The organism is Microbacterium sp. Leaf320 (assembly GCF_001423485.1).
GTDB lineage: Bacteria > Actinomycetota > Actinomycetes > Actinomycetales > Microbacteriaceae > Microbacterium.
Genome location: NZ_LMOD01000002.1, coordinates 803,726 through 830,682 on the forward strand (window position 1 = coordinate 803,726; position 26,957 = coordinate 830,682).

Annotated in this window: 25 protein-coding genes; 17 read left to right on the top strand and 8 right to left on the bottom strand. The window is 68.8% G+C overall.

Going from position 1 to position 26,957, the window contains the following annotated elements; all coding sequences use genetic code 11:
• Positions 1 to 9: 9 nt before the first annotated feature.
• On the bottom strand, positions 10 to 300 hold the full coding sequence (locus ASF63_RS08745) for a hypothetical protein (protein ID WP_056512116.1): 291 nt from the start codon (positions 298 to 300) through the stop codon (positions 10 to 12).
• A 174-nt stretch (positions 301 to 474) separates the two neighbouring features.
• Here ASF63_RS08745 and ASF63_RS08750 point away from each other — a divergent pair, with 174 nt between their 5' ends.
• Positions 475 to 1,887 (top strand): flavin monoamine oxidase family protein, encoded by a 1,413-nt coding sequence (locus ASF63_RS08750; protein ID WP_235560748.1) that lies wholly within the window; start codon positions 475 to 477, stop codon positions 1,885 to 1,887.
• 64 nt (positions 1,888 to 1,951) lie between these two features.
• On the opposite strand, the gene ASF63_RS08755 is transcribed toward ASF63_RS08750, so the two are convergent.
• Entirely contained in the window at positions 1,952 to 2,596 is a 645-nt protein-coding gene (locus tag ASF63_RS08755; RefSeq protein WP_056512120.1) for a Pr6Pr family membrane protein, read from the bottom strand.
• Between the two features lie 206 nt (positions 2,597 to 2,802).
• Between ASF63_RS08755 and ASF63_RS08760 the strand changes: the two genes are divergently transcribed.
• From ASF63_RS08760 to ASF63_RS08795, 8 genes are all read left to right on the top strand, one after another.
• Positions 2,803 to 3,243, top strand: a complete 441-nt coding sequence (locus ASF63_RS08760) for a DoxX family protein (protein WP_056512122.1) — start codon at positions 2,803 to 2,805, stop codon at positions 3,241 to 3,243.
• A gap of 105 nt (positions 3,244 to 3,348) precedes the next feature.
• Positions 3,349 to 4,014 (top strand): GntR family transcriptional regulator, encoded by a 666-nt coding sequence (locus tag ASF63_RS08765; RefSeq protein ID WP_056512126.1) that lies wholly within the window; start codon positions 3,349 to 3,351, stop codon positions 4,012 to 4,014.
• A gap of 246 nt (positions 4,015 to 4,260) precedes the next feature.
• On the top strand, positions 4,261 to 5,226 hold the full coding sequence (locus ASF63_RS08770) for a tripartite tricarboxylate transporter substrate binding protein (protein ID WP_056512129.1): 966 nt from the start codon (positions 4,261 to 4,263) through the stop codon (positions 5,224 to 5,226).
• A 79-nt stretch (positions 5,227 to 5,305) separates the two neighbouring features.
• Positions 5,306 to 5,860: a tripartite tricarboxylate transporter TctB family protein gene (locus tag ASF63_RS08775; RefSeq protein ID WP_056512131.1), complete on the top strand. Its 555-nt coding sequence runs from the start codon at positions 5,306 to 5,308 to the stop codon at positions 5,858 to 5,860.
• Positions 5,857 to 7,512 (top strand): tripartite tricarboxylate transporter permease, encoded by a 1,656-nt coding sequence (locus tag ASF63_RS08780; RefSeq protein WP_056512146.1) that lies wholly within the window; start codon positions 5,857 to 5,859, stop codon positions 7,510 to 7,512. The genes ASF63_RS08775 and ASF63_RS08780 overlap by 4 nt, the downstream gene beginning before the upstream one ends.
• Complete coding sequence (locus ASF63_RS08785; protein ID WP_056512153.1) at positions 7,509 to 8,378, top strand: dihydrodipicolinate synthase family protein; 870 nt, start codon at positions 7,509 to 7,511, stop codon at positions 8,376 to 8,378. Before ASF63_RS08780 ends, ASF63_RS08785 begins: the two co-directional genes overlap by 4 nt.
• Positions 8,379 to 8,482: 104 nt before the next feature.
• Positions 8,483 to 10,180 carry a long-chain-fatty-acid--CoA ligase gene (locus ASF63_RS08790; RefSeq protein ID WP_056512156.1) on the top strand — a complete coding sequence of 566 codons (1,698 nt, stop codon included), beginning with the start codon at positions 8,483 to 8,485 and terminating at the stop codon, positions 10,178 to 10,180.
• Positions 10,181 to 10,281: 101 nt separating this feature from the next.
• Positions 10,282 to 11,268: a LacI family DNA-binding transcriptional regulator gene (locus ASF63_RS08795; protein WP_056512167.1), complete on the top strand. Its 987-nt coding sequence runs from the start codon at positions 10,282 to 10,284 to the stop codon at positions 11,266 to 11,268.
• A gap of 24 nt (positions 11,269 to 11,292) precedes the next feature.
• Here the strand turns inward: ASF63_RS08795 and ASF63_RS19330 are convergent, their stop codons facing one another.
• Entirely contained in the window at positions 11,293 to 11,763 is a 471-nt protein-coding gene (locus ASF63_RS19330; RefSeq protein ID WP_056512170.1) for a hypothetical protein, read from the bottom strand.
• 190 nt (positions 11,764 to 11,953) lie between these two features.
• Between ASF63_RS19330 and ASF63_RS08805 the strand changes: the two genes are divergently transcribed.
• Complete coding sequence (locus tag ASF63_RS08805) at positions 11,954 to 13,585, top strand: fucose isomerase (RefSeq protein ID WP_056512174.1); 1,632 nt, start codon at positions 11,954 to 11,956, stop codon at positions 13,583 to 13,585.
• Positions 13,586 to 13,632: 47 nt separating this feature from the next.
• The gene (locus tag ASF63_RS08810) at positions 13,633 to 14,655 is read left to right on the top strand and encodes a LacI family DNA-binding transcriptional regulator (RefSeq protein ID WP_056512176.1); all 1,023 of its coding nucleotides are present in this window, start codon (positions 13,633 to 13,635) and stop codon (positions 14,653 to 14,655) included.
• A gap of 36 nt (positions 14,656 to 14,691) precedes the next feature.
• Here the strand turns inward: ASF63_RS08810 and ASF63_RS08815 are convergent, their stop codons facing one another.
• Positions 14,692 to 15,993 carry a glycoside hydrolase 5 family protein gene (locus tag ASF63_RS08815; protein ID WP_056512179.1) on the bottom strand — a complete coding sequence of 434 codons (1,302 nt, stop codon included), beginning with the start codon at positions 15,991 to 15,993 and terminating at the stop codon, positions 14,692 to 14,694.
• A gap of 109 nt (positions 15,994 to 16,102) precedes the next feature.
• On the opposite strand from ASF63_RS08815, the gene ASF63_RS08820 reads away from it, so the two are divergent.
• Positions 16,103 to 19,096 carry an alpha-mannosidase gene (locus ASF63_RS08820; RefSeq protein ID WP_056512181.1) on the top strand — a complete coding sequence of 998 codons (2,994 nt, stop codon included), beginning with the start codon at positions 16,103 to 16,105 and terminating at the stop codon, positions 19,094 to 19,096.
• A 105-nt stretch (positions 19,097 to 19,201) separates the two neighbouring features.
• A complete protein-coding gene (locus ASF63_RS08825; RefSeq protein ID WP_056512186.1) occupies positions 19,202 to 19,612 on the top strand; it encodes an MmcQ/YjbR family DNA-binding protein in 411 nt (136 codons plus the stop codon).
• 36 nt (positions 19,613 to 19,648) lie between these two features.
• On the opposite strand, the gene ASF63_RS08830 is transcribed toward ASF63_RS08825, so the two are convergent.
• From ASF63_RS08830 to ASF63_RS08840, 3 genes are all read right to left on the bottom strand, one after another.
• Positions 19,649 to 20,407 (bottom strand): hypothetical protein, encoded by a 759-nt coding sequence (locus ASF63_RS08830; RefSeq protein WP_056512189.1) that lies wholly within the window; start codon positions 20,405 to 20,407, stop codon positions 19,649 to 19,651.
• A 61-nt stretch (positions 20,408 to 20,468) separates the two neighbouring features.
• On the bottom strand, positions 20,469 to 21,128 hold the full coding sequence (locus ASF63_RS08835; protein WP_056512192.1) for a hypothetical protein: 660 nt from the start codon (positions 21,126 to 21,128) through the stop codon (positions 20,469 to 20,471).
• Positions 21,125 to 21,670 carry a MarR family winged helix-turn-helix transcriptional regulator gene (locus ASF63_RS08840; protein ID WP_082477967.1) on the bottom strand — a complete coding sequence of 182 codons (546 nt, stop codon included), beginning with the start codon at positions 21,668 to 21,670 and terminating at the stop codon, positions 21,125 to 21,127. The genes ASF63_RS08835 and ASF63_RS08840 overlap by 4 nt, the downstream gene beginning before the upstream one ends.
• Positions 21,671 to 21,713: 43 nt before the next feature.
• On the opposite strand from ASF63_RS08840, the gene ASF63_RS08845 reads away from it, so the two are divergent.
• Both ASF63_RS08845 and ASF63_RS08850 read left to right on the top strand, forming a co-directional pair.
• Positions 21,714 to 22,793: DUF222 domain-containing protein (locus tag ASF63_RS08845; protein WP_235560749.1), on the top strand; the 1,080-nt coding region annotated here is incomplete at its 3' end.
• A 13-nt stretch (positions 22,794 to 22,806) separates the two neighbouring features.
• Positions 22,807 to 23,601 (top strand): HNH endonuclease signature motif containing protein, encoded by a 795-nt coding sequence (locus ASF63_RS08850; protein ID WP_235560764.1) that lies wholly within the window; start codon positions 22,807 to 22,809, stop codon positions 23,599 to 23,601.
• Between the two features lie 161 nt (positions 23,602 to 23,762).
• Here ASF63_RS08850 and ASF63_RS08855 read toward each other — a convergent pair whose 3' ends face one another.
• Entirely contained in the window at positions 23,763 to 24,353 is a 591-nt protein-coding gene (locus tag ASF63_RS08855) for a hypothetical protein (RefSeq protein ID WP_056512200.1), read from the bottom strand.
• Positions 24,354 to 24,473: 120 nt separating this feature from the next.
• Between ASF63_RS08855 and ASF63_RS08860 the strand changes: the two genes are divergently transcribed.
• Together ASF63_RS08860 and ASF63_RS08865 are read left to right on the top strand one after the other, a co-directional pair.
• Positions 24,474 to 25,700: a glycosyltransferase gene (locus ASF63_RS08860; protein ID WP_056512203.1), complete on the top strand. Its 1,227-nt coding sequence runs from the start codon at positions 24,474 to 24,476 to the stop codon at positions 25,698 to 25,700.
• Positions 25,697 to 26,917, top strand: coding sequence for a glycosyltransferase (locus ASF63_RS08865; RefSeq protein ID WP_321163157.1), 1,221 nt, complete (start codon positions 25,697 to 25,699; stop codon positions 26,915 to 26,917). Before ASF63_RS08860 ends, ASF63_RS08865 begins: the two co-directional genes overlap by 4 nt.
• The last annotated feature ends 40 nt before the right edge of the window (positions 26,918 to 26,957 follow it).

Consider the following 26,957-nt stretch of genomic DNA (forward strand, 5'->3'; position numbering starts at 1 on the left):
GGTCGGCGCCTACGACGACCGCCACACCTTCGTCGCGAGATTCGCGACCTCCTTGTCGAGGGTGTCGAGTCGGTGGTCGAGTATGTCGATGCGACCGTTCAGACGCGCATCGAGGGTTTCGATCTGGCCTGACAGTTTTCCGTCGAGGGCCTCGATCTTCCCGGTCAGTGTTCCCTCGAGGCGGCCGATCTCGGCGCGCACCACCCTGCCGAAATGCGTCGCCACGAGGGTGAAGCCGCCCAGGAGCGCGGCTCCGAACACTCCTATGAGCGTCCAGACCTGAGGCTCGTTCATCGTCATGACTCCATCCTGTGAGCGTGGCGCCAGAATGGCAGTGTTGTGTCCTCCGGCACCGTGTGCCCATGCGCGATCCTGCGAGCCTGAGGACAGATCGAACGAGATGCGCTGCGGTGCAGAAGGGATCGCCGCACCCGTGCATCCATCCGCGCGCGGTATCGTTGCGACACGATGAGGATGACGCGTCGCACACTGCTGATCGGCGCCGGAGCCGGTGTCCTGGGAGTCCTGCTGGCCTCCTGCACGCCCGAGCCGGCGCCGTCGCCCACGCCCGACCGCTCGCCGACCCCGAAGCCGACGAGCGACGCGGTCACCCCGGCGGCGTTCGCCCGCAGCTCGTGGTCGACCGACCCCTTCGCGCTCGGAGCTGCGAGCTTCACGCCGGTGGGCACCCAGGCGACCGCCCGCGACGCGCTGGCCGAGCCGATCGATGACCGCCTGTTCCTGTCGGGCGAGGCGACCGACTCCGAGGGTCCCGGCACGATGGCCGCTGCTCTCCGCTCGGGTGAACGGGCCGCCGAGCAGCTTCTGCGCGCCGCCGACGCCGGTGAACGCGTCGCGGTCATCGGTGCGGGGCTCGCGGGCGCGACCGCCGCCTCGAGGCTCGTCGCCGAGGGGCTGCAGGTCACGGTGTTCGAGGCGCGCGACCGCGTCGGAGGCCGCATCCACTCGGTCGTCGACGACAAGGCGTGGCCGTTCCCGGCGCAGCTCGGAGGCTGGCTCTTCGGCGCCTCCGACAATGCCCTGCTCGATTCTCTGAACGCTCTCGACATCCGCACCGCGCCGATCGCCGGGTCGCTGTGGCGCTCGAGCGAGGGCGACGTCGGCGCGGTGTCCGCCGAGCCCGTGCAGGCCGCCATCGCCACGGCCCAGCAGGGGCTGACCGACACTTCGCTCGAGGATGCGCTCACCGCGGCCGGCGCCGATCCGACCGAACCCGGGCTCGCGGCCCTGCTCGCCTCGATCGTGGCGTCGTCAGGGGCCGACGCCGACGAGGCGTCGACCTGGTTCCCGCCGATCCTCCCCGCCGACGAGTACAGCGCACCTCTCGGAGACCTCACTCCCGTGATCGAGGGCCTGCTCGAGGGTGCCAAGCTGAGTCTGTCGTCGCCGGTCGGTCGGGTCGCGTACGACGAGGCCGGGGTCAGTCTCGGCATCGCCTCGGGCGAGTCGCTGTCGTTCGACCGGGTGCTCATCACGGTGCCGCTCGGCGTGCTCAAGAGCGAGGGACTGCAGTTCGCCCCCGCGCTGCCGTTCGGCCACCGTGGCGCGATCGACGACCTCGGCATGGGGCGGATCGAGACCGTGTGGCTGCGTTTCGACGATCCGCTCACTGCGGCGGCTCCGCCGGCGGAAGGCGAGACGGATGCCGAGACGGATGCCGCCGTCGACCCGTCGATCTGGCATGTCGTCGGCGGTGACGCCCTGATCCGCACCTGGATCAACCTCGCCCCGGTGACCGGCGAGAACGTCGTGGTGGGCCTCGTGGGGGGAGACGCGGCGGCGGACTTCGCCGAGCTCGACGATCAGCAGGCGCTCGAGTCGGCCATCGCCTCGCTCGCGCCGTTCCTGACGGCGGCGCCTGCCTGACCGGCATCCCGGCACGCCGGAGGGCCCCGGCTCAGTCCTCAGTCCTCACGCCCCGGCTCAGTCCTCAGACCTCGGGGCGATCGTGCCCTCGCCGCTGCATCCTGCTGACGAGCACGATCACGGCGGCGACCAGGGCGAAGATCGCGAGCGCGATGCCGCTGGTGATCAGGAACTCCGGGGGGCCCGACACCTGCCGCGGGTCGAGGAAGTAGTACGGATACCAGCCCACCGAGGGGCCGCGCCACAGTGTCACGCCACCCCATGCGAGCGGGAACGCGAGCGCGGTCGGCACCACCCACCACGGCACTCCACGATGCCCAGGCGTGAGCACCCAGGCGATCGCCGTGCACGCGGGCAGCCAGAAATGCAGCACCTGATCCGACCACGGCACGTCGACCCGGATGCCGCGCAGACCCGCCTGCCAGACGATCAGAGCGAAGGCCAGACCGGCGGTGATCGTCCAGGTGAGCACGAGCGCCAGCGACACCGTGAACCACCGCGGATCGGTCGCGCGGATGAAGGCCAGCACCGCCCCGATCAGCAGCACCACGACGAGTGCGCAGTTGGACTGCACGGTGAGGTAGGCGAAGAAGTTCTCACCGGCGATGGTCCGCGAGCTCAGCCCCCAGAAGAGCCGATGCACGAGTGCGACCGTGCAGACGGTGGCTGTGGCCAGGCGCAGCACGCCGAAGAGCGATCGTGCCCTCACCTTCGCCCCTGCCCCTTCCCGGCTGCGCCCATCGTCCTCCCCGACGCGAATCGCGCCATCCGGCGAGTCTACGGAAGCCCGCGGGGGCGAGGGCTGCGACGACCCGCGTTCAGGAGATGGAAAAGTGCTCTTCCTAGCGTGAGAGCAGGGATCGACCCTGCTCCGCGCCTGGCGCGCGGTGTCCTGCCACGAAGGAACACCTCCTCATGACGAACACCACCGCCCCCTCTGCCGCCACTTCGCTCGGACTCCTCGTCCTCCGCGTGGTCGTCGGCGCCGTCTTCGCCGCTCACGGAGCGCAGAAGATCTTCGAATACACGATTCCGGGAACCATCGGCAGCTTCGCCGGCATGGGGGTGCCCCTGCCTGAGATCGCCGCACCCGTCGTCGCGTTCATCGAGCTGATCGGCGGAATCCTGCTGGCGCTCGGCCTCTTCACGCGGCCTGTCGGGATCCTGCTCGCGGTCGACATGATCGTCGCCCTCTTCGCCGTGCACCTTCCCGCCGGACTCTGGGTCGGTGAGGGCGGCTATGAGTTCGTCGCCGTGCTCGGCGTCGCCGCACTCGCGCTGGCGTTCACCGGCGCCGGGCGCTTCTCACTCGACGGCGCGTTCCTGCGCGGTCGCGTGCCGGCCAGGCTCAGCTGACCGCGGGGTCGTGCTCGGCGGGAGTCGAGGGAGGGAGCGCCGTCGAGGCGCTCCCTCTGCTGTCTCGCCCGTGTGTATCCTGTCAACAGTTAACAGGAGGTCACCGTGACAGAGACCGTCAAGCGTGGGGAGTCCCTCGGCGCGCAGGTGGCGCAGGTGCTGCGCCAGCGCATCGTCCGTGGGGAGTTGGCGCGCGGTGCGCGCATCACAGAAGAGGCGCTCGCCGAGGAGTTCTCGGTGAGCAGAGGGCCGATCCGCGACGCTCTCACCCAGCTCAGCTTCGAGAAGCTCGTCGAGGTGCAGCGCCCGCGCGGCGTGTACATCACCGGACTCTCGCAGGACGACGTCGATCAGCTGTACAGCCTGCGCGGTGCGCTCGAGCAGCTGGCGCTCTCCCGGGCCATGAGGGTCGATGACGACGCGCGCTGGGCGGCGATGGCCGCCGCCGTCGGGCGCATGGGAGCCGCGGCCGACAGCGGCGACCACGCGGCCTTCGTCGCCGCCGACCTCGAGTTCCACTCCGAGATCTACGCGCTGGCCGACCACCCGCGACTGCAGGGTGCCTGGAGCCAGTACCTGCCGACCTTCGCCTCGCTCCTCGAAGTCACGATCAACCACGACGACGACCTCCACGAGTCGTCGGAGGATCACCTGAAGCTGATGGATGTGATGCGCTCCGGCACCCCGGAGGAGGCGGCCGCGGTGCTGACCGCCCATCTCGACGGTGCCCGCGATCGGATGCTGAGCGAGCTCGCCGACCGCCAGAACTGATCGCGCACAGCCGGGCCTGATCGCGCACAGCCAGGCCTGATCGCGCACAGCCAGGCCTGATCGCGCACAGCCGGGCCTGATCGCGCACGCCAGGCCTGATAGTGCACAGCCGGGCCTGATCGCCCGCCGCCGGCCATGGCCGAGGTCGACAGAGTCGCACTCGTCACTTCAGTGTTGACTGTTAACAGTCAACACTGCTACGGTCGGGGTGTCGACAACAAGGTCGACCCACGTAGAGGAGCAAAGATGCCCCGCACGCGCATCACCCGCGCCGCCGCACTCGCGGCCGTCGCCGCCACCGCTCTCGTCCTGTCGGCCTGCACGAAGGTCGAAGAGGGTGAAGACGCGGAATCCGCCTTTCCCGAGAACGACATCCGCCTGATCATCCAGGCGAACCCCGGCGGCGGATCCGACCTGTCGTCGCGTGCGCTCGCGACCGAGCTCGAAGGAATCCTCGGTGTCAGCGTCATCCCCGAGAACATGCCGGGCGCCGCAGGCGCCCTCGCGATGGAGTACGTCGGTGCGCAGGATCCGGACGGCTACGTCATCGGCTTCGCTCCCGTCGAGATCGCGATGCTCAACACCACGCAGAGCGCGAACGTGCTGCCCGAGGACTTCGACCTGCTGGGTCAGATCATGCTCGCCCCCGGTGTCGTCACGGTGGGCGCCAACAGCGGCATCGAGACCCTGGAAGACCTGGTCGCCCAGGCTGAATCCGGTGCGGTGACCGTCGCCAACTCCGGAGCGGGCTCGATCTGGGAGGCTGCGACGATCGGCCTCGGCGACGCCACCGGTGCCACCTTCACCCCGGTGCCCTATGACGGCGGAGCCACGGCGGTCGCGGCCGCAGCCTCCGGCGAAACCGTCGCCGCAGTGTCGGGACTCGGCGAAGCCCTCGCGCAGGGCGAGGCCGTGCGCATCCTCGGCGTCATGAACGACGAGCGCCACCCCGATGCCGAAGACGTCCCCACTGTCGACGAGGCGATCGGCGAAGACGTCGTCTTCGGTGGGTGGGGCGGCATCTACGCCCCGAAGGGCCTGCCGGACGACGTGAAGGGCGAGCTCGAGGCCGCCGTCAAGGAGGCTGTCGAGTCCGACACCTACCAGCAGTTCCAGAAGGATGCCGGCAACCTCGTGGTGTACCGCGACTCGGCCGAGTGGACGACCTTCGTGAACGAGCAGTTCGACCTGTTCAAGGACCTCCTGGGCTGACCGGCCCGGAAGCGCGGGGCCGGTCTCATCACCGGCCCCGCGTCATCCCCGCCGCATGTCAGACCAGCGAAGGAGAACCATGTCCCACGCCGATTCCACCCCCGCCGTCGAACACGCCGAGCGGGTCGAGCAGGACGAACACCAGGGTGCGCCCGCGTCCAGACCGCTCGAGATCGTCTTCGGGGTCGTCTCCCTGGCCTTCAGCGCGGGCTACCTGTTCCTCACCACGCAGATCCCGTTGCGCCGCGAGGCGCTCCCCGGCCAGATCGACGCACGCTTCTGGCCCATGGTCATCGCCGTCACGGCCGTCGTCATCTCCCTCGCCGTCCTGGCGATGGCGATCACGCGTCCGGCTCCCGGCCGCGAGGACCTCGACCGCATCCAGCCCGGCGGTACGACCCGCGTCATCCTCACCCTCGTGATCACCGGCGCCTTCATCGCGGTGTGGTCGCTGGGATCCGTCATCCTGTTCGGCTACCGCATCGAGGTCTTCCCGGTCGCCGCCGCACTGCTGATGGCGACCCTCATGCTCCTCTACGGCCACCGCCGCTGGTTGAGCCTGATCATCTACTCGGTCTCCGTCACGGCGTTCGTCTACGTCGTGTTCGGCATGCTCCTGAGGATTCCCCTGTGAACGCGCTCATGGAGGGGCTGAACTCGCTCCTCGACATCTCGATCCTGCTCTACATGCTCGTCGGGCTCCTGCTCGGCTTCATGGTCGGAGCCTTCCCCGGCATCACTGCGACCATGGCGGTCGCGCTCGCCGCAGGTTTCACGCTCACCCTCGAGCCCGTGCAGGGCCTCGCCGTGCTGCTGACGATCTACGTCGCGGCGAACTTCGGCGACCGGGTGCCGTCGATCCTCATCAACACCCCGGGCACACCCGCCTCGATCGCGACGACTCTCGACGGCTATCCGATGGCGAAACAGGGGCGGGCAGGTCTCGCGCTGACGATCTCGGCGATCGTGTCGGCCGTCGGCATCCTCGCCTCGCTCGTGCTGTTCGCGGTCGCCGCTGTGCCGATCGCCAGCTTCGCCCGTGACTACTTCAAGTCGCCCGAGCTCTTCGCGCTGGTGATCTTCGGCATCTCGATCATGATCGGCATCTCGTCGAAGTCGATGCTCAAGGGCATCCTCGCCGGTCTCTTCGGTCTCATGCTCGGAACCGTCGGAACATACGCCGCCACCGCAGACCAGCGCTTCACGTTCGGGGTGCTCGAACTCGTCGAGGGCGTGAACTTCATCGCCGTGATCATCGGCCTCTTCGGCATCGCCGAGCTCTTCGACCAGCTGCTCACGTATCGGAAGTCGAACGTGCGCCCCATCTCGAGCCTCGGGCGCTGGTGGCCGAACCGCTCGGAGCTGAAGCAGAGCGGTCGCGCGACCGCCGTCGGCGGCGCGGTCGGCCTCGGGGTCGGGCTCATCCCGGCGGCCGGCGGCGACATCGCCGGCCTCATCGGATGGGAGCGAGCGCGCAAGGCGTCGAAGCACCCGGAGATGTTCGGCAAGGGATCGATCGAAGGCGTCGCCGCCTCCGACACGGCGTCCAGCGCGACGCTCGGCGGCTCGCTCACGACCACGATGGCGCTCGGCATCCCGGGTGACTCGGTGATGGCCGTGATGATCGGCTCGATGATCATCTGGGGCATCACCCCCGGACCCACGCTGTTCACGAACCGCCCCGACCTCGTCGTCTCGATCGTCGGCATCATGCTCGTCGCGACCCTGCTGTCGCTGGCGCTGAGTCTCGTGCGCATGAAGGGCATGGTGAAGCTGCTCGACGTGCCGCAGCCGTACCTCTGGAGCGGCATCCTGATCTTCTGCATCATCGGCACGTACGCCACATCGAACAGCCCGTCGACCGTCGTCACGATGCTCGTCTTCGGCGTGATCGGTGTGCTGCTGAAGCGGATGCAGGTGCCGGCGGGCCCCATCGTGCTCGGCCTGCTGCTCGGCCCGCTCGCCGAGGAGAACCTCGCTCGCACCCTGGCGATCCTGCCGACGCGTCCGTTCTTCGAGGTCGTCAGCCCGATCGCGATCGTGCTGCTCGCGCTCGCCGTGCTGTCGATCGTCATGCCGGCCATCCGCGCCGCCCGCACCCCGCGTGCGGAGCGCGCCTCGCTCGAGGACTCGATCCTCCAGGCCGAGAGTCGCGAGCAGATCGAGAAGGCGCACGGCGAGCTCGCCGCCGACCCCGACCTGCTCACCTCGACCGTCCGCAACGTCCAGGCCCCCACCCGGCGCCCGCGCAAGACCCGCAAGAACTCCAAGGAGAACGAGAAGTGACCCGCTACGACATCCTCACCGCCGTGCCCACCGCCTTCCACAGCGACGGCGCACTCGATCTCGAGGGGTCGCGCGCGATCTTCCGCTTCGTCGCCGAGTCGGGCAACGAGGGCGCGTTCGTGCTCGGCACCACGGGCGAGTTCCCCGCCGTCGACGCGACCGAGTTCGCGGCGATCGTCGAGGCCGCGCTCGCCGAGCTGAAGGACCGCATGCGCGTCGTGGTGCACGTCGGTCAGCCCAGCACCTTCGAAGCGCTGCGCCTGGTCGAGATCGCGAAGGGCCTGGGCGCGACCGAGTTCGCCGCCCTCACCCCGTACTACCTGAAGGCGACCGACCAATCGATCTTCGAGTACTTCGCCGCGCTGTCCGACGCGATCGGCGATGGCCGGCTGTACGTCTACATCTACCCGGCGCGCAGCGGCAACCCGGTCTCGGTCGAGCTGCTCGCCCGCCTCGCCGAGCTGCCCAACGTCGTCGGCGCCAAGGTCAGCGAGCTGTCGCTCGACGAGATCGCCGCGTACCGCGCTGCCGTGCCGGCCGACTTCGACCTCTACACCGGTGCCGACCGCGACCTGATCGCGGCCGTGCAGGTGGGCGCGCAGGGGGTCGTCTCGGGGGTCTCGTCTGTCACCCCCAAGCCGTTCCGTGTTCTGGCCGACGCGGGACGATCCGGTGATGCGCAGGCGATCGCCGCAGCTCAGGCCGCGGTCGACGACGTCGTGTCGCTCATCGGAGGAGACATGGCGCGCATGAAAGAGGCGTACCGGGTGCTCGACGTCGTCGACACGCACTGCCGCATGGCGATCGCGGAGCCGACGGATGCCGAGCGCCAGGCCATCGCGCAGGTGGTGGCCGCGCACCGCTAGGAGAGCGGCCGGAGAGACCGGGGAGGGGTGGGCAGCGTGGCTTCGGTCAGGCCGCCTTCTCCCTGCCGGTCGTTCTCATAGCCGACACGGGGGAGGATGGGACCATGTCCGTCAACCCGTACGACTCCCGGCCGTGGCTCGACTCCTATGCGGAGGGTGTCCCCGCGGACATCGAGACTCCGTCCCAGACGCTGACCGAGATGATGTCGGCGAGCGTCCGGACGTTCGGGCGTCGACCTGCTCTCGAGTTCTTCGGCGCAGTCACGACCTACCGTGAGCTCGGCGACCAGATCCTGCGCGCCGCCGAAGGGCTGCGACGTCTCGGGGTGCACAAGGGTGACCGGGTGGCGCTCGTGCTGCCCAACTGCCCCCAGCACGTCGTGGCCTTCTACGCGGCGCTCCGCCTCGGCGCGATCGTCGTGGAGCACAACCCGCTCTACACGGCCAGGGAGCTGCGGCACCAGTTCGAGGATCACGGCGCCAAGGTCGCGATCGTCTGGGACAAGACTGTCGACACGATCGCGGATTTCCCCTCCGATCTGCGGGTCGAGCACATCGTGAGCGTCGACCTGACGGAGGCCATGCCCGCCTCGCAGCGGTTCCTGCTTCGGCTGCCCATCCCCAAGGCGCGGGCATCTCGGGCCAAGCTGACCAGCACCCCGAAGGCGCGCAGAGCGCTGCCCTGGAAGAAGCTGGTCGACCACCGCGCCCTCTCCCGCCGCGTGGACGCCCCGACGCTCGACGACACCGCGCTGCTGCAGTACACGAGCGGGACGACGGGCGTCCCGAAGGGGGCGATCCTCACGCACGCGAACCTGCGCGCCAACGCGATGCAGGGTCGGGCGTGGGTGCCGGGGCTCGTCGCCGGGGAGGAGACGTTCTACGGGGTGCTGCCGCTGTTCCACGCCTACGGCATGACGCTCTGTCTGACCTTCGCGATGAGCATCGGCGCGAAGCTGGTGCTGTTCCCGACGTTCGACCTCGGCCTCGTCACGAAGGCGGCGCGCACGAGTCCTGCGACCTTCCTCCCCGCCGTGCCGCCGATCTACGACCAGCTGGCGCGGGCGGCCTCCCGGGGCACGATCGATCTCTCGACCGTGCGTTTCGCGATCTCCGGCGCGATGAGTCTGCCGGTGGCCACGGTGCAGCGCTGGGAGGAGGCGACCGGTGGTCTCCTCGTCGAGGGCTACGGCATGACCGAGAGCTCGCCCGTCGCTCTCGGCAACCCGATGGGGCGCAGTCGCCGCCCCGGAACCGTAGGCGTGCCGTTCCCGAGCACGGAGATCCGAGTGGTGGATCCGGCGGACACCGACATCGACGTGCCGGTGGGCGAGCGGGGCGAGCTGCTCGTCCGCGGCCCGCAGGTGTTCCAGGGATACTGGCGCCGACCGGGCGAGACCGCCGACGTGCTGCTCGCCGACGGGTGGCTGCGCACGGGCGACATCGCGGAGGTGTCGGCGGACGGGTTCGTGACGATCGTCGATCGCCTGAAGGAGCTCATCATCACCGGCGGGTTCAACGTGTCGCCCAGCGAGGTGGAGGATGCGCTCCAGGCGCACCCCGACGTGGTCGCAGCCGCCGTTGTCGGTCTTCCGCGCTCGAGCGGCGGCGAAGAGGTCGCAGCAGCCGTGGTGCTCCGCGAGGGCGCGACGCTCGACGCCGGCGCCCTGCGCGACTTCTGCCGCACGAGGCTCACGCCCTACAAGGTTCCCAAGCGCATCGTCGCGACGGACGATCTTCCGCGCTCGCTCATCGGCAAGGTGCTGCGTCGTCAGGTGCGGGATCGGATGCTCGCGAGCTGAGTCGCGGGCGGGCGCGGGCGCAGGCGAGGGTGAGGGCGCGGGGGCGGGCGAGGGGGGGCGTCTCTCTCGCCGCTGGGCCTGAAACCGGTTACAGTGTGCCGATGGCCACGATCTACGATGTCGCTCGACTCGCGCAGGTCTCGCCGGCCACCGTCTCCCGGGTGTTCAACGGCACCAGTGTCTCCGACGAGAAGGTCGCGGCGGTGCGCCGTGCCGCCGAAGAGCTGAGCTTCACGCCCAACCGCACGGCCCGCACCCTGCGTCGGCAGAGTTCCGAGGTCATCGCTCTCGTCATCCCGGACATCGAGAACCCATATTTCACCGAGATGGCCCGTGGGGTCGAGGACGTCGCCTCTGAAGCCGGGTATTCCGTCGTGCTGTGCAACTCCGACGCGCAGGTCGAGAAGGAGGCGACGTACCTGCGGATCGCGATCGCCGAGCACATGTCCGGCATCATCATCGCGACGGCTGACGAGCACTCCGATCTCGACGGCGTCCTCGCGACCGGTCGGCCGGTCGTGGCGGTCGACCGCAGCACCACCTACGACATCGACGGTGTCGTCATGGCGAACAGGGCCGCGGGCGCTTCGGCTGCGAAGGATCTGCTCGACGCCGGATACCGGCGCATCGCCTACATCGGCGGGCCGGAGCACATCGACACGGCTGCCGAGAGGGCTGCCGGATGGCGGGCGGCGCTGAGCGTGGCGCATCCGGATCTCGACCTCGACGAGCTCGAGCGCTTCGCGACGTTCCGCGTCGATGGCGGACGCACGGCGATGGAGGAGCTTCTTGCCCTCCCCGAGCCGCCGGATGCCGTCGTGGCCGGGAACAACCTCATCGGCGTCGGTGCGATCCAGGTGCTGACGGAGCACGGGCTCACCCCGCCGCAGGTCGGTGTCGCCGTGATCGGCTCGCTGCCCTTCACCACTCTGTCGCCTACGGCCGTGACCGTCGTGCGGCTGCCCGCTCGTCACATGGGAGTCACTGCGGCACGGATGCTGCTGGAACGCATCGGCGGCGACGACCAGCCCTCGCGCACGGTGGTGCTGAGGAACGAGATACAGCCGGCGAGCGTCGTCAGGGTCTGACGGACCGCCGGTCCGGCCGGGGCGCTACTGCGACCGCCAGAAGCGGGTCGCGATGTTCGTGAGCTCGGTGTCGAGGTCGTCGACCTTGCCTTCGACCCGCGTGAGCCGGGTGTCGAGGGAGTCGAGCCGCACATTCACGACCTCGAAGCCGGCGCGCATCTCCGCTCGCAGCCCTCCGATCTCGGCGTGAACCTCGCTGCGTAGGCCACTGAACTCGCCGCGCAGCCCTCCGATCTCGGCGTGAACCTCGCTGCGTAGGCCACTGAACTCGCCGCGCAGGCCTCCGATCTCGGCGTGAACCTCGCTGCGTAGGCCACTGAACTCGCCGCGCAGCCCTCCGAACTCGCCGCTCAGGCCGCCGAACTCGCCGCGCAGCCCGCCGATCTCGGCGCGCAGCACGCGATTGAACTGCGTGGTCATCAGGGTCATGCCTCCGAGCATCGCGGAGGCGAAGATGCCGATCATCGTCCAGGCCTGCGGATCGCTCAATTCCATACCCCATTGTTCGTCGAGGGGATCAGGATGTCACTGCCGGTCGGTGCTGTATGCCGGAGTGCCCACGCATCGGGCACAACTCGCGTGTACGCCGACCGGTGCAGAAGCGATCATGACCGGGCCTGCCTTGTGCCATGAAATCGATTTCGCGTACAGTGGCAGAACACGTGCATCAAGGAGGACGCGAGTCATGACCTACACCCTGCCTACACCGGTATCCCGACCGGCATCCGCGCCCAAGACCGCGTATCTGATCGCCTCGGGCGATCTGCGCGAAGCGGCGAACACCGGCGGCTGGCCCGTGCAGGTGGAGCTCGAGGCGGGTGTCACCGGCGTCTTCGCGGAACTCGGTTGGACCGTCATCCGCGCCAACGACGTCGACCCCGCAACCGGGCACGGCTTCATCTCGAGTCAGCGCATGGGGCTCGAGGTCTTCACCAACATCCCCACGGACGCTCCGCTCATCGTCGCCGAGGCCGTGTGGCAGTACTCGCACCACGTGCTCGCGGGGCTGCGCACGCACGAGGGCCCGATCCTCACGGTCGCGAACTTCGCCGGCGACTGGCCCGGCCTCGTCGGACTGCTCGGCCTGAACGCCGGCCTCACCAAGATGGACAAGCCGTACGCCACGATCTGGTCGGTCGACTTCACCGACGAGTGGTTCAAGAGCGGCATCAAGGAGTGGACCGAGACCGGATCGATCACGCACGACGCGTCCCACGTGCGTCCGCTGCCCGAGCTGCCCGACAGCCCCGAGAAGGCGCTGGGAGAGGCGCTCGCCGCAGAGCTGCTCGCCGAGAAGGCCATCATCGGCGTCTTCGACGAGGGCTGCATGGGCATGTACAACGCGATCTTCGACGACGAGCTGCTGAACCGCACGGGCATCTACAAGGAGCGTCTCTCGCAGTCGGCGCTCTACGCAGAGATGCTGAACGTCACCGATGACGAGGCGGATTCCGCCTACACGTGGCTCACGGATGCGGGCATGACGTTCCGCTATGGCGAGGATGCCGAGACCGAGCTGACTCGCGAGCAGGTGCAGTGGCAGCTGAAGATGTACATCGCCGCCCTCCGCATCGCCGACGACTTCGGGCTCGATGCGGTCGGCATCCAGTACCAGCAGGGTCTGAAGGACCTCGTGCCGGCCTCCGACCTCGCCGAAGGCATCCTGAACTCGACCGAGCGCCCGCCTGTCACCTCGCGTGACGGCTCGCGTGTGTTGCACGAGGGACGCGCCTTCCCGCACTTCAACGAGGCAGACGAGGGCGTCGCGGTCGACGCGCTCGTGACCGACCGGGTGTGGCGCGCGATGGGACTCGTGCCCGACAACACGCTGCATGACGTGCGCTGGGGCGAGGACTTCGACGGCCGGTTCGTCTGGGTCTACGAGATCTCGGGCTCGGTGCCTGCGTCGCACCTCGGCGGGTGGCAGAACGCCGAGGGATGGCGTCAGGGCCATGTCTTCTTCCCCGCGGGCGGCGCCACGATCAACGGCGTCTCGAAGCCGGGAGAGATCGTGCTCTCGCGCGTCTTCATCGCCGACGGCATCCTGCAGGCCGACATCTTCCGGGCATCCGTCGTCGAGCTGCCCGCGGAGGAGACGCAGCGGCGCAAGGACGCGACGAACCCCGAGTGGCCGATCGCCCACGTGGTGCTGCACGGTGTCTCGCGCGATCAGTTCATGGCCCGTCACAAGGCCAACCACGCGCAGCTCGTCTATGCGCCGAATGCCGAGACGGCCGACAAGGCCCTCATCGCGAAGGCGGCGATGTTCGCCGGCATGGGCATCAAGGTCAACCTGGTCGGAGACGTGTCGGTCTGAGCGAGGGGGCTGCGGGCTTCGGGCCTGCGGATCATTACAGTGAGGGGATGAGCCCGGCGAGACGCGTGACGATCAACGACATCGCGCGCCTCGCCGGGGTCTCGCCCGGGGCGGTCTCGTTCGCTCTGAACGGTCGCCCGGGGGTGAGCGCCGAGACGCGCGCCCGCATCCTCGAGGTCGCCGCGCAGCACGACTGGCTGCCGAGCTCCACGGCTCGGGCGCTGGCGGGTGCGCGTGCCGGGGTCATCGGATTCGCGGTGAACCGGCCCGCCCGCACGCTGGGCGCCGAAGCCTTCTTCACCGATCTCATGGCCGGCGTGCAGTCGGCACTCGCGCCGCATCGTCTCGCGATGCAGACGGTGCTCGTGCCGTCGATGGACGATGAGATCGCGACGTATCGGCGCTGGCGCAGCTCGCACCAGGTCGACGGGGTGGTCGTGATCGACCCTCGCGACGATGATCCGCGGATGCCGGTGCTGCGCGATCTGGGCCTCCCCGCCGTCGTGATCGGCAGCGTCCGTTCCGAGCCCGGTCACCCTGCGACTCTGCAGGTCGACGACCGACGGGTCGCGCACGCGCTGTTCGAGCACCTGGTCGGCCTCGGCCATCGACGCATCGGGTACGTCTCGGGTCCCGCGGAGTTCCAGCACACCAGGCTGCGCTCCGAGGCGCTGTCGGGGCTCGCTGCTCAGGGAGTCTCGGGGTCGGTGATCCCGACCGACTCGTCACCGGCCGCGGCGTCCGCCGCGCTCGGTCGGCTGCTCGCGCATGACGCGTCGCCGAGTGCTGTCGTCTTCGACAGCGATGTGATGGCGATCGCGGGCCTTCGCGCCGCGCAGGAGCGTCGCATGGCCGTGCCCGCCGATCTGTCGATCGCGTCGTTCGACGATTCGACGGTGGCCGCACTCGTGCATCCGTCGATCACGGCCATGACGAGAGACACGTTCGGACTCGGAGCGGATGCAGCGAAGTTCCTGATCGAGCAGATCGCCGCTCCGGAGCCGCTGCCCGACCGCAGCGGCTCGGTGCCCGTGCTGACGGTGCGCGAGAGCACGGCGCAGGTTCGCTGAGGGGCGCGCGCCTGCGGTGCGGGCCCCGGGTTCGGGCTACTCGGCCCGGTGCTCGACCACCGTGTTCTGCGACTCGTACGACCACGGCTCGACGGTCGGGCGGACGAGCTCGGTGATGCCTCGGGCCGCGAGCACGGTCGGATCCTCGGCATCCTTCGAGGTGATGAACGCGGGGTCGGCTCCGGCCTCGCACGCATCGACCCAGGCCTGGAAGATCGAGCCTCCGGGGCTCATGGCGCCGCGGCTGACGGGAGTCTCGGCGTCGTCGACCTCGACGACGATGCCGAGGGTGCGCGTCGGGGCGGGCTGACGCTCGCGCAGCTCGGGGATCAGCTCGGCGAACCGGCGTCCGATCGGCTTCGCCTCGCCGTGCTGGTCGACCAGGCCCAGCGTGTACTCGAGCTCCGGGAAGTCCGCGAGGCTGCGGCTCACGTCGTGCGAGCACCACCACGTGACCCCCCAGAGGTCGTCGGTGCGCGCGACCGAGCGCAGAGTGGCCTCGAGGAAGTCGGGCGTCTGCTCGGGCGTCAGGCAGTTCGACGGGGCGCCGACCTCCTGCAGCCAGATCGGCTTTCCCGGTTCCGTGGTGAACGCGCGGGCGAGCTCGATCATGTACTCGGCGTGGCGGTCGGATGCGACGGAGCGGCCGCCGTACTTCTGGGCGGTGCCGTTGAAGATCCACGAGTGCACGGTCGTGATGTCGCCGAGGCGCGAGGCGAGCGCCGGGGTGAACCCGTGGCCGTCCATGTACCAGGCGGCGTCGTACTCGCTGTGCACGTGCTGTTGCCGCGGTGCCGAGCTGTGCGCGGCATCGAGGAGCGTGGTGATCCAGTTCGCGGCATCGGCCTCGGTGACCGGCCACGGGGAGGGATGGGTCCGCGCCGAGAACTGGTTCGTCTCGTTGCCGAGCGTGAAACCGAGGAAGTTGTGGGCGTCGCCGAGCCGCTCGCCCAGACGTGTGACGAGCTCGGCCTGGCCGCTCAGGGCCTCGGGGTGGGTGAACATGTTCTTGTCGTGCCAGGTGAACAGCCACGACGGGATGAAGTCGAAGCTCGACAGGTGCCCCTGGATCACGTCGACGCTCGCATCGAGTCCGAACTCCGCGGCGACGTCGACCACCGCGCGCACGTCGTCGACGGCCTCGGCGCGGATCAGGGTGCGGTTCGGCTGCAGCACCGTCCACAGCGGGAAGATCCGCAGATGATCGAGACCCAGCTCGGCGAGGGCGGCGAAGTCCCGACGCACCTCGTCGAGGTCGAGCGCCATCCACGCGTGCATCCACTGGGAGCGGGGCGTGTAGTTCGCGCCGAAGCGAAGAGGGGCGGCAGAGGAGGGCATCGCTGTCCTTTCGATGGTCGGTGCACAGACTCTAACGCGATTCGGCTCTCGCAGCTATATCGCTTTAGTAAATTAGGCTGAGAAACCCGGCTTCGATGGAGAAAACCGCATGCATGATGGAACCTCGCTCACCGTAGGCCGCGTCAGACGGGTGCTCGACGAGCGCATCCGCCCGGCGATCCACTCGGCATCCGTGCCGCTGGAGGTGGAGGTCAGCGAGCTGCCGGGGGAGCCGATCAGCCCGAGTGCAGGGCTCGCGCTCGACTTCTCGGCCGCGTCCGTCCCGAGCGCGTGGGGTCCCGCGTGGTCGACGACGTGGTTCCGGCTCTCGGGGCGCGTTCCCGTCGAGTGGGCGGGAAGCCGAGTCGAGGCTCTGATCGATCTCGGCTTCAGCGATCACATGCCCGGCTTCCAGTGCGAGGCGCTCGCCTACCGGCCCGACGGCACGCCGATCAAGAGCATCAACCCGCGCAACCAGTGGATCGCGATCACGGATGCCGCCGAGGGGGAGGAGGCCGTGGAGTTCTACCTCGAGGCCGCAGCCAACCCGCTGATCCTCGACTTCCCGTCGTTCGCGCCGACGCAGGAGGGTGACATCCGCACCTCGTCGCGTGACCCGCTGTATCGCCTCAGACGACTCGACCTCGCGGTGTTCGAGGCCGAGGTGTACGAGCTGTCCCTCGACCTCGAGGTGCTGTTCGAGCTGCAGGCCGAGCTGCCCGAGACCTCTCCTCGTCGCATGCGCATCCTGCAGGCGATGGACGATGCCCTCGACGTGCTCGATCTGCAAGGCGTCGCGGCGACGGCATCCGACGCCCGCGCCGTGCTGGCCCCCGCCCTCGCGGCTCCGGCAGAGGCCAGCGCGCACCGCATCTCGGCCGTCGGGCACGCGCACATCGACTCGGCCTGGCTGTGGCCGCTGCGCGAGACGATCCGCAAGGTCGCCCGCACGACGTCGTCGATGACGACGCTGATCGAGGAGCAGCCGGAGTTCCGTTACGGCATGTCCAGCGCGCAGCAGTACGCGTGGCTCAAGGAGCACCGCCCCGAGGTGTGGGAGCGCGTCAAGGCGGCCGTCGCGGCCGGGCGCTTCCTGCCGCTCGGCGGCATGTGGGTCGAGTCCGACACGGTGATGCCGTCGGGCGAATCGCTCGTGCGGCAGTTCTCGTACGGTCAGCGGTTCTTCGAGCGCGAGTTCGGCATCCGGTCGAAGGGTGTCTGGCTGCCCGACAGCTTCGGCTACTCGCCGGCCCTGCCGCAGCTCATGCGCCGCGCAGGATTCGAGTGGTTCTTCACGCAGAAGATCTCGTGGAACCAGCAGAACGTGTTCCCGCACCACAGCTTCCTGTGGGAGGGCATCGACGGCTCCCGCGTCTTCACGCACTTTCCCTCGATGGACACCTACAACTCTCAGCTCAGCGGAGAGGAGCTCGCGAAGGCCTCGAGGCAGTTCAAGGAGAACCGGGTCAGCTCGCGGTCGATCGCCCCGGTCGGCTACGGCGACGGCGGGGGCGGCACCACCCGTGAGATGACCGGCAAGGCGAAGCGCCTCGAGAACCTCGAGGGCAGCGCGCGGGTCGTGTGGGAGCATCCTGACGCCTTCTTCGACGCGGCCCGCGCCGAGCTGCCCAACCCCGCCGTGTGGGTCGGCGAGCTCTATCTCGAGCTGCATCGCGGAACCCTCACCAGCCAACACGCCACCAAGGCGCTGCACCGCTGGGCCGAGCACGCCCTCGTCGAGGCCGAGCTGTGGGCCGCGACGGATGCCGTGCGCACCGGCGCCGCATACCCGCAGGCCGAGTTCGACCGCCTGTGGGAGACCGTGCTGCTGCACGAGTTCCACGACATCCTGCCCGGTACATCCATAGCGTGGGTGCATCGTGAAGCCGTCGAGGTGCTCTCCGCTGTGCTCTCGGATGCGCAGGATCTCGCCGACGCCGCCCGTCGGTCGCTCGCAGGCGACGGCGAGCGCGTGCTGCAGTTCGTGCCGACCTCGGTCGGAGGGGGTCGCGCTCTGGGTGCGGCGTTCGTCGAGGCGCCAGCCCCGTCATCCGTCCTGCTCTCGGGTGAGAACGGCGGATGGCGACTCGAGAACGAGCTCGTCTCGGTGCTGGTGTCTGCGGAAGGCCTGATCGTCTCGGCGGTCGACAAGGCAACCGGTCGAGAGGCCGTGGCCGAGGGGCGCGCGGCGAACCTGTTCCAGCTGCACCAGGACTTCCCGAACATGTGGGATGCGTGGGACATCGACAAGTACTACCGCAACAGCGTCGAGGACCTCACCGGGGTGGCTTCGATCTCGGCATCCGTCATCGATGGCACAGCCATGGTCACCGTCACCCGGTCGTTCTCCGAGTCGACGATCGAGCAGACCATCACCCTCGCTCCCGGCTCGCGCACGGTTGCATTGCGCTGCGACATCGACTGGCACGAGACCGAGAAGCTGCTCAAGCTCGCGTTCCCGCTCGACATCCAGGCAGCGCACACCGAGGCCGAGACGCAGTTCGGCTACCAGTCACGCGTGACGCACACGAACACCAGCTGGGAAGCCGCGAAGTTCGAGACCTCGATGCATCGGTTCGTACTGGTGCGCGAGCAGGACTTCGGTGTCGCCCTCGTGAACGATTCGATCTACGGCTACGACACGTCCCGCGAGGTGTCGGATGACGCGGTCGCGACAACTGTGCGACTCTCGCTGCTGCGGGCGCCCCGGTTCCCCGACCCCGACACCGATCACGGTCACCACGTGATCGAGGTGGGCTTCGTGATCGGAGCGGATGCCGCGGTCGCGACGGCCGAGGGGATCGTGCTCAACAGTCCGGCGACGCTCGTGCACGGCGCCCGGGAGGTCGACGCTCTCGTGTCGGTGAAAGGCGAGGGCATCGTCGTGTCGGGGGTGAAGCTCGCGGATGACGGATCCGGCGACGTCATCGTGCGCCTCTACGAGGCGCTCGGACGGCGGGCGGTGGGTTCCATCGCGGCCGATTTCGAGCACCGTGAGATCCGTGAGGTGTCGCTGATCGAGGATGTGCTCGACGATGGGCGCGTGGGTGGAGAGCTGCGCCTGCGGCCGTTCGAGGTGCGGACGCTGCGCATCGTGCGCTGAGTGCATCGGAATCGCCGAGCGGGGCTGTTCTTCCCACTCCGCGCGTGGCAGTCGGCGTGACGCAGGCCATTGTGGCGGCTGCTGTGCAGGGAGGACTATAGGCGAATGGTCACCCTCGACGATGTGCGCGAGATCGCGCTCGCGCTCCCGGGTGTCACCGAGCGCCCCGGCGGCCACACCGGGGAGCCCTCGTGGCGTCTGCCGAGCGGGCAGATCGCATGGATCCGCGGACCCAGCAAGGTGGACCTCCGCCAGCTCGCCGACCTCGGCCTCGAGTGGCCCGACGGCCCCGTGCTCGGTGTGCGAGTGGCGAGCCTGGAGGAGAAGGCGGCGCTGCTCGCTGCGGAGCCCGATGGGTTGTTCTCCATCCCCCATTTCGACGGGTACCCGGGGCTGCTCGTGCAGCTCGACACCGTCGAGAGGGATCGGCTCGCGGAGATCATCGCGGATGCCTGGCTCGTGCGCGCACCCGTGCTCGTCGCGAAGCAGTGGCTCGCGGAGCGCGGGCTGGACTGATCGGGGCTCGTCCGGGGGTCGCCGGCGCGTCGTGTGTCAGGGCTGCAGTTCGCCCGTGACGATCTGCATCGCGGTCATGCCGTCTGCCAGGGAAGGTCGCTGATCGGGGTGGTCGCGGAAGAAGGCGAGGACCCTCACGACCGATGCCGGATCCGAGCCGAGACGATGCGCGTCGATGATCGCGGGCGTCTGACCGACGATCGAGATCGCCAGTTTCGGGCCGTGCGGTCCGACGACGTCGACGGTGTCGATCTCGTCCCACGACGCCTCGATCGACGCAGACCCGCGCACGCCGTGCAGACCTCGTCCGTCGACGAGCAGGCCGAGCGGCGTGCGCAGGGCCACGAGCTCTCGCACGAGCCCGACCAGGGAGACGAGGCCGAGGGCGTACGGCCCCCATTCGAGCAGTCGGCCGCCCATCGTCGGGAGGCCGAGCGTGTGGACGAGAAGGTTCGCGACGGCGGGGAGCATCCCGATCGTGGGGACGAGCCAGAGGGCGGCGCGGACGCGGACGGGAGGCGTGAAGCGCAGTGGTCCTGTCGTCGCGATCCGCACGAGGCGTTCGCGCAGCGATCGCGCCCAGAGGGAGAGGGCGACGACCAGCATCCCCGCGTAGAGAGCGAGTGACAGCATGACGAGCCGGAAGCCCGACCGGTCGTCGACGACAGCGAGCAGCAGGGGCAGAAGCGCGAGGAGGCCGAGGAGTACCAGTGCCGCAGTCGGAACGCCACTCGGATGCACGCGCCGTGAGCCGTCGACGATGCGGGGTGATCTGGCGACAGTCCTCATCGGCATCGGTTCAGCCACTTCGTCCCCCGGTCATCTGACTGCGGTCGGCTCACCGCAGACTTCCGTCTCAGACTGCCATGAGGAACGGCCGAGCGGCGTCGAGGAAGGCCCGCGGGTCGTCGGCCCAGAGCCGGATGCGGTCGACACGATGCGTCCCGCCCTTCGGCGCGAGACCGGGGAGCCGGATGGAGACTGCGCGTTCGAGCTCGATCTCGATGTTGGTCTCGTCCTGCATCCGCTCGGCGTACTCCGAGCCGGTGACCCGCGGCTGCTTGGGTTCATCGACCCGGCGGTCGATCGCGATCGACGCGATGTCGGCCCAGCCGACCGGCACGTCGAGCTCGAGACCGCTGCGCACACGGATGCCGTCGGGCCCCACCGTGTGCGGACGCATGAGCATCGCGCAGAGCAGGCCGACCATCCAGGTGACTCCCCAGATGCCCAGGATGAGAAGCGTGATGCGCACGGTGGGCCAGGGGTGCACGATCAGGTCGAGAATCGGGATCTCCACCGCCGAGAGCCCGATGAAGATGAACAGAATGGTGAGGACGGGGCGGTGGTACCCGATTCCGGTGCCGCCCTGCGGGATCGCCGGGCGGCGGGCGATCGCGCGTGCGATGCTCGAGTAGACGCGGAGCTCGGCGATCCAAGCGCGATGGAGGAAGTTGAGGACGCGCGCGAGGGGCGTCGGGGTGTCTGTGGTGTTGTCGCGCAGCTGCTCGGTCATGGAGTGCCGTCCTGTGCGTGTGCGTGTGCGTGTGCGTGTGCGTGTGCGTGTGTCTGTGTCGGTGCCTGTGCCTGTGCCTGTGCCTGTCTCTGTGTCGGCGTCTGCGCGCTCGCCGCGGAGGTGACGAGGTTTTCGAGATGTGCGGCGACGGCTGTCAGGCCGCGCTCGACCGCGGCGCGGTCGTCGGGGGTGATCGCATTCAGCAGCGTCTCGTTGAGCTCGGCGTGCTCCTCCTGCATCCGGGCCATGGTCTCGACTGCGGCCGGAGTGAGCTCGACCAGCACGGCACGGCGATCGGAGGGATGCGGGGTGCGACGGACGTGGCCGGAGCCCTCGAGTGCGTCCACGAGAGCGGTGATGTTGCGAGGCGTCACCTCGCAGAGCGCGGCGAGCGTCTGCTGGGTCGACGGACCGGTGTGCTGCAGGACCCAGAGAAGGTGCACGCGAGTGGGGGTGAGGTCTGTGCCGGCGAACGCACGGGCCATGTCCTTCTGAAACAGATCGGCGATCTGAAGGAGGCGGTCGACGAAGAGGGGTTCCATAGTGGTTACCTTACTACATTGTTACCAGTATTCACAGTATGTGATGTCGGGTGGCGGTGCTCTGTTCTGCATCATTCTGGGAGATTGGAATACGACTCTGATCTGGGGTAAAACGGGGTGGTTTCGGGTCTTCAATGTCGGTGGTTCCGGGTTGCTTATGGGTATGAACAGCACCGCGGAGCTTCTGGATCGGGTCATCGCCGACCTCGACAGGGTGCTGTCCGACGATGCGCTCGCCGGGTTGACCGACGCGGAACGCATCACGGTGCTGCAGGGTGCGGGGGCGGCATTCCGGCGGGTCGAAGCGGTGATCGTCGAGACGGTCGCGACGGGCGATCCGGGTGACTTCCCGCACTCGGCCGGGTGTCGGGGGCTGAATGAGTTGCTGCAGCGGACGGTGCGGGTGGATGTGCGCGGTGCGACGCGGGTCGACAGGGTCGTCGACCTGGTGCGGCGCCCGGTGAGTCTGGCGGGGGAGCGGATGCCGGCGCGGTGGTCGGAGTTGCGGCTCGCTTTGCTGGATGGGGTGGTCGGTGTGGCGGGGTTTCTCGCGGCGACCGGGCCGATCGAGAAGGTGTGGGATCGCCTCACGGTCGATCAACGGTTGGCGGCGGATGTCGCGTTGGCGGGGTGTGCGCGCGGGCACGGGGTCGTGGCCGACGCCGACGATGCAGATGCTGACGATCGGGAGGCTGATGCGCCGGGGCCTGCGCCGACGGTGCAGGACTTGAAGGCGCTTGCGGAGGATCTCGCGTCGATGTTCGACGATGCAGATGCTGACGATCGGGAGGCTGATGCGCCGGGGCCTGCGCCGACGGTGCAGGACTTGAAGGCGCTTGCGGAGGATCTCGCGTCGATGTTCGACCCGGACGGGGAAGAACCGAAGGATGAGGACTCGCGCCGTCGCCGAGGGATCACGATCGGCCGGTTGACCGACGGCGTGCATGCGATCCGGGGGTATCTGACCCCGGATGTTGCGGCGCAGTTACAGTTGATCATCGACGCGATCCTCAACCCGAAAGGCGACGGCCCGCCCATGCCCGGCGTGCACTTCGCCCCCAGCGACAGCACTGGCGATGACTCCGACGTCGACACGGATGCAGGTGCGGGCGCAGACGGTGACNGACGGCCCGCCCATGCCCGGCGTGCACTTCGCCCCCAGCGACAGCACTGGCGATGACTCCGACGTCGACACGGATGCAGGTGCGGGCGCAGACGGTGACGAAGCCGACCCTTTCAATTCGGATCCGCGGTGTGTGCTCGATGACCGCACCGCGTCGCAGAAGCGCCACGATGCTCTGGCGATGGTGTTCGCGATCGCTGCCCGGCACAACGACATGCCCACCCTCGGCGGTTCCGCACCGGTCCTCGTCGTGAACGTCGGCGCGAAAGACCTTGCCGGCCACGGCTCGCACGGCGACGGGGCGGCCTTCGGGAACGCTGCGTCCGGAACGAGCGGCGAACACGGCAATGGCGGGTGGGCGACGATCCCTGGGTCCGGTGCCCACGTGCCCGTCTCCGTCGCCGCGCACGTCGGATGCGCCGGCACCATCCAACGGGTTCTCATGGATGAGGGCAGGATCATCGGCATCACAACCACCGACCGGGTGTTCACGGTGCATCAACGGCGGGCGATCGTCGCCCGCGACAAAGAGTGTCTGATTCCCGGATGTCATGTTCCGGCGTCGTGGTGTGAGATCCACCACGTCGTGGAGCATGCGAGGGGTGGGCCAACGCATACGGATAACGGTGTGCCGTTGTGCTGGTGGCATCACCGAGGTCTGGGCAGCTCCGGGTGGGAGATCCGGATGGACGGCGGCGTCCCACAAGTGCGAGGTCCGAGATGGTGGGACCCCGAGCAACGATGGCGCACACCGAGACTCAGCCTCCCGGTGAACGCGCACGTTCGGGGTGCCTCGATGCGGGTCTGACCCGACGGCGCCGTCAGGAGTGGAACACGGCCATGAGCACAGACGTCACAGGCGTCAGTGAAGGTCTCACATCAGTGAAGGTCTCACATCGGTGAAGGTCTCACGTTCGAACTCTGGCAGCCGCCCATCGGGCAGTGGAACCGCGTGCAGTTGAACCGCGATCACGCAGGCCCGAGGCGGAGCACCTCGGGTGACTCGCCTCCGGACAGCTCGTCCGCGATCCGGATGCTGCGGGCCAGGTCGTCGAGCGCGCCGTCGAGAGTGCCGAAGCGCTCCCGCTCGCTGCAGACCGCGGTCAGCGTCACCAGATGGGTACCGGTGTCCCACGTGTACGTCGCGAACGGAGGACTCGCGGGCGACGGCGGCATCGCCACCACGAGCTTCTCGCCCGCACCCAGCCACCGGCTCGAGAACGACACGGTGTCGTCGTAGTCCATCGGCATGGATGCGCGAGCGATACGTACCTCGGGGGTCAGCGCCTGCACGGTGGCCATCGCGACGACGAGCTCCGGGTCGGCCTTCCATGTCCACACGAGAACGCGCCCGTCGGCCCTACGCATCAGCAGGGGAGCGGCCTGGCTCATCGCCCACGCGCCGAATCGGGAACCGGGTCGTTCCGTGACGCCGATCGCCGAGTTCACCTGCCCCAACAGCATCCGGATGGCGGCCTTGCGGTGCCGTCGACCCTTCCAGCCGAGCGAATCGGTGACGGGGATCCACTGCTGGGGGTCGGCGTCGGCTGTCAGTCGCATGCCTCCACGGTAGGGGGTGAGGCTGAGGGATGCCGGTATGCCTCGGAGGCTCGAACAGGCCCCTCGGGTAGAGTGGCCAGCGCCCGATCGGGCTCTTTGACCGCCGTACCGTAAGGCAGAATGTCCTCCTCTACCTCCGATCCGACGAGTGCACCCGACGTCGCCCCCGACCCCGGGCAGCGCCCGCTGCGCATCCTGATCGGATGCGACACCTTCGCGCCCGACATCAATGGCGCCGCCCGTTTCGCCGAACGCCTCGCGGCAGGTCTCGTGCAGCGGGGAGAAGACGTGCATGTGGTCGCCCCGAACGTGGCCTACCGCCGCACGCCCGCGCAGACCGAGGTCATCGAAGGTGAACCGATGACGATGCATCGCCTTCCCTCGGTGCGCTGGGCTCCCCACGACTGGCTGCGCTTCGTCTGGCCGTGGCGCGTGAAGCATTACGCGCGCAAGATCTTCGACAGCGTGCAGCCCGACGTCGTGCACATCCAGTCGCACATCGTGATCGGCCGCGGCCTCGCCCGCATCGCGCACGAGCGCGGCATCCCGGTGATCGCCACGAACCACGTGATGGCCGAGAACATCCTCGACCACACGACCATGCCCAAATGGGTCGATGACCTCGTGCTGCGCTGGGCCTGGGGCGACGCGAAGCGCACATTCGCCCTGACGCGCGCGATCACCACACCGACGCGTCGTGCGGCCGACTTCCTCGAGCGCACCGTCGCCGTCGAGAACGTGATCCCGGTCAGCTGCGGCATCGACCGCACCCAGTACACGCCGGTGATCGCTCCGCGCGAGAAGAACCGCATCATCTTCGTCGGCCGACTGACCGCCGAGAAGCAGGTCGAGGTGATCCTCGAGGCCATGACGAAGCTCGACCCGGCGCTCGACGCGACCTTCGACATCGTCGGCGGCGGCGACCAGCGCAAGCAGCTCGAGAGCCTCGCGACCCAGCTGGGTCTCGCCGACCGGGTGACCTTCCACGGTCGAACGACCGACGAGGAACTGCGGGCCCTGCTGTCGCGCGCCTCGGTCTTCACGATCGCGTCGATCGCCGAGCTGCAGTCGATCGCCACCATGGAGGCCATGGCCTCGGCTCTGCCGATCGTCGCAGCGGATGCCGTCGCACTGCCGCACCTCGTGCACGACGGCGAGAACGGCTACCTGTTCGAGCCCGGCAATGTGGATGCGCTCGCCGCGCGAGTCACCGACGTGCTCACCGCCTCGCCGGGAGAGTACGCCCGGATGCAGCAGGCATCGCTCGACGGCGTCGCGATCCACGACATCAACCGCACACTTGACACGTTCGAGGCGCTGTACCGCGACGAGCCGCTGCCCGAGTGACGGCCCGCGCCATGCACATCGTCTTCTTCGGCGATCAGCACCTGGACTCCCTCGGCGGGGCGCAGGTGTCGATGCGGCTGCAGCGCGAGTTCCTCGAGCGCGCAGGCCATACGGTGACCGTGGTCGCCCCGAAGATGCACGGGTCGCGTACCTCGGATGCCGCGGATCCCTCGAACGTCGACCTGCCGTCCATACCGATCACCGTCGACCGCGAGTACTCGATGAGCTGGCCCGGACGGGCGACCGATCGCTTCCTCGATCGCGCGATGACTCATCGTCCGCCTGTCGACCTCGTGCACGTGCAGGCCGATTTCTGGGGTGCGTTCATCGGTCACCGGTACGCGGCGCGCCACGGCATTCCGGTCGTGCACACCCTGCACAACCGGGTCGACGTCGGCATCGCCGCGGTCACCCCGCTGCATCGCCCCGTGCTCGGAGTGCTGAACTTCTGGCGGCGCCGAGCACTGCACGGTGTGGCAGCGCCGGTGGGTGGAGTCGATGGCTGGGCGTTCCTGCGCGGCATCGCGAGAGGTGCATCGGCGGTGACCGCCCCTTCGACCCACTTCGCTCGCCGCCTCGAGGAGCATGACGTATTCATCCCCGTAGACGTCGTCTGGAACGGCATCGACGACGACGTGCGCGAGGCGACGCTCGCCGCCGCGCCGACGGATCGCGCGCCCGGTCGGCCCCGTTTCGTGTGGCTGGGACGCATGAGTCCCGAGAAGCGACTGCTGCCGTTCCTCGAGGCCTTCGTCGCCTCGGGTGTCGACGCGGAGCTCGAGATCATCGGCGGCGGTGCGCAGCGCGCGGCGGCTGAGAAGATCGTGGCCGGGCACTCGAATGTGCGTTTCGCCGGCAAGCTCAGCTATCAGGACACCCTCGCCCGCATCGCCTCCGCCGACGCGCTCGTGCAGACCTCGATCGGTTTCGAGACCCAGGGCATGACGCCCTTCGAGGCCGCGACTCTCGGTACGCCGTCGGTGATCAGCGACCCCGACATCGCATCCGAGCTCGGCGGCGGGCTCTGGGCCGTCCCGGGCGCCGCGGGCACTGAGGCGCAGCGCAAGGCCGGTCTCGTCGAGACTCTGCGCCGCGCGGCATCCGACATCGCCGCAGGCACCGCACCGGTGCCGATGCGCGAGGTCTCGGAGGCGTTCCGTCAGTCGTCGCGCACGGCCGCGATGATCGAGGTCTACGAGCGCGTGCTCGCCGACTGAGGCGCTGTTCTCGGATTCGGGCTCTCGGAGTCCGGCTCTC

Bases quoted from the DNA above. Each gene is read 5' to 3' on its own strand.
- ASF63_RS08745 (WP_056512116.1), bottom strand. From the start codon at position 300: ATGACGATGAACGAGCCTCAGGTCTGGACGCTCATAGGAGTGTTCGGA.
- ASF63_RS08750 (WP_235560748.1), top strand. From the start codon at position 475: ATGACGCGTCGCACACTGCTGATCGGCGCCGGAGCCGGTGTCCTGGGA.
- ASF63_RS08760 (WP_056512122.1), top strand. From the start codon at position 2,803: ATGACGAACACCACCGCCCCCTCTGCCGCCACTTCGCTCGGACTCCTC.
- ASF63_RS08770 (WP_056512129.1), top strand. From the start codon at position 4,261: ATGCCCCGCACGCGCATCACCCGCGCCGCCGCACTCGCGGCCGTCGCC.
- ASF63_RS08775 (WP_056512131.1), top strand. From the start codon at position 5,306: ATGTCCCACGCCGATTCCACCCCCGCCGTCGAACACGCCGAGCGGGTC.
- ASF63_RS08790 (WP_056512156.1), top strand. From the start codon at position 8,483: ATGTCCGTCAACCCGTACGACTCCCGGCCGTGGCTCGACTCCTATGCG.
- ASF63_RS08795 (WP_056512167.1), top strand. From the start codon at position 10,282: ATGGCCACGATCTACGATGTCGCTCGACTCGCGCAGGTCTCGCCGGCC.
- ASF63_RS19330 (WP_056512170.1), bottom strand. From the start codon at position 11,763: ATGGAATTGAGCGATCCGCAGGCCTGGACGATGATCGGCATCTTCGCC.
- ASF63_RS08805 (WP_056512174.1), top strand. From the start codon at position 11,954: ATGACCTACACCCTGCCTACACCGGTATCCCGACCGGCATCCGCGCCC.
- ASF63_RS08810 (WP_056512176.1), top strand. From the start codon at position 13,633: ATGAGCCCGGCGAGACGCGTGACGATCAACGACATCGCGCGCCTCGCC.
- ASF63_RS08815 (WP_056512179.1), bottom strand. From the start codon at position 15,993: ATGCCCTCCTCTGCCGCCCCTCTTCGCTTCGGCGCGAACTACACGCCC.
- ASF63_RS08820 (WP_056512181.1), top strand. From the start codon at position 16,103: ATGCATGATGGAACCTCGCTCACCGTAGGCCGCGTCAGACGGGTGCTC.
- ASF63_RS08825 (WP_056512186.1), top strand. From the start codon at position 19,202: ATGGTCACCCTCGACGATGTGCGCGAGATCGCGCTCGCGCTCCCGGGT.
- ASF63_RS08830 (WP_056512189.1), bottom strand. From the start codon at position 20,407: ATGCCGATGAGGACTGTCGCCAGATCACCCCGCATCGTCGACGGCTCA.
- ASF63_RS08835 (WP_056512192.1), bottom strand. From the start codon at position 21,128: ATGACCGAGCAGCTGCGCGACAACACCACAGACACCCCGACGCCCCTC.
- ASF63_RS08840 (WP_082477967.1), bottom strand. From the start codon at position 21,670: ATGGAACCCCTCTTCGTCGACCGCCTCCTTCAGATCGCCGATCTGTTT.
- ASF63_RS08850 (WP_235560764.1), top strand. From the start codon at position 22,807: ATGCCCGGCGTGCACTTCGCCCCCAGCGACAGCACTGGCGATGACTCC.
- ASF63_RS08855 (WP_056512200.1), bottom strand. From the start codon at position 24,353: ATGCGACTGACAGCCGACGCCGACCCCCAGCAGTGGATCCCCGTCACC.
- ASF63_RS08860 (WP_056512203.1), top strand. From the start codon at position 24,474: ATGTCCTCCTCTACCTCCGATCCGACGAGTGCACCCGACGTCGCCCCC.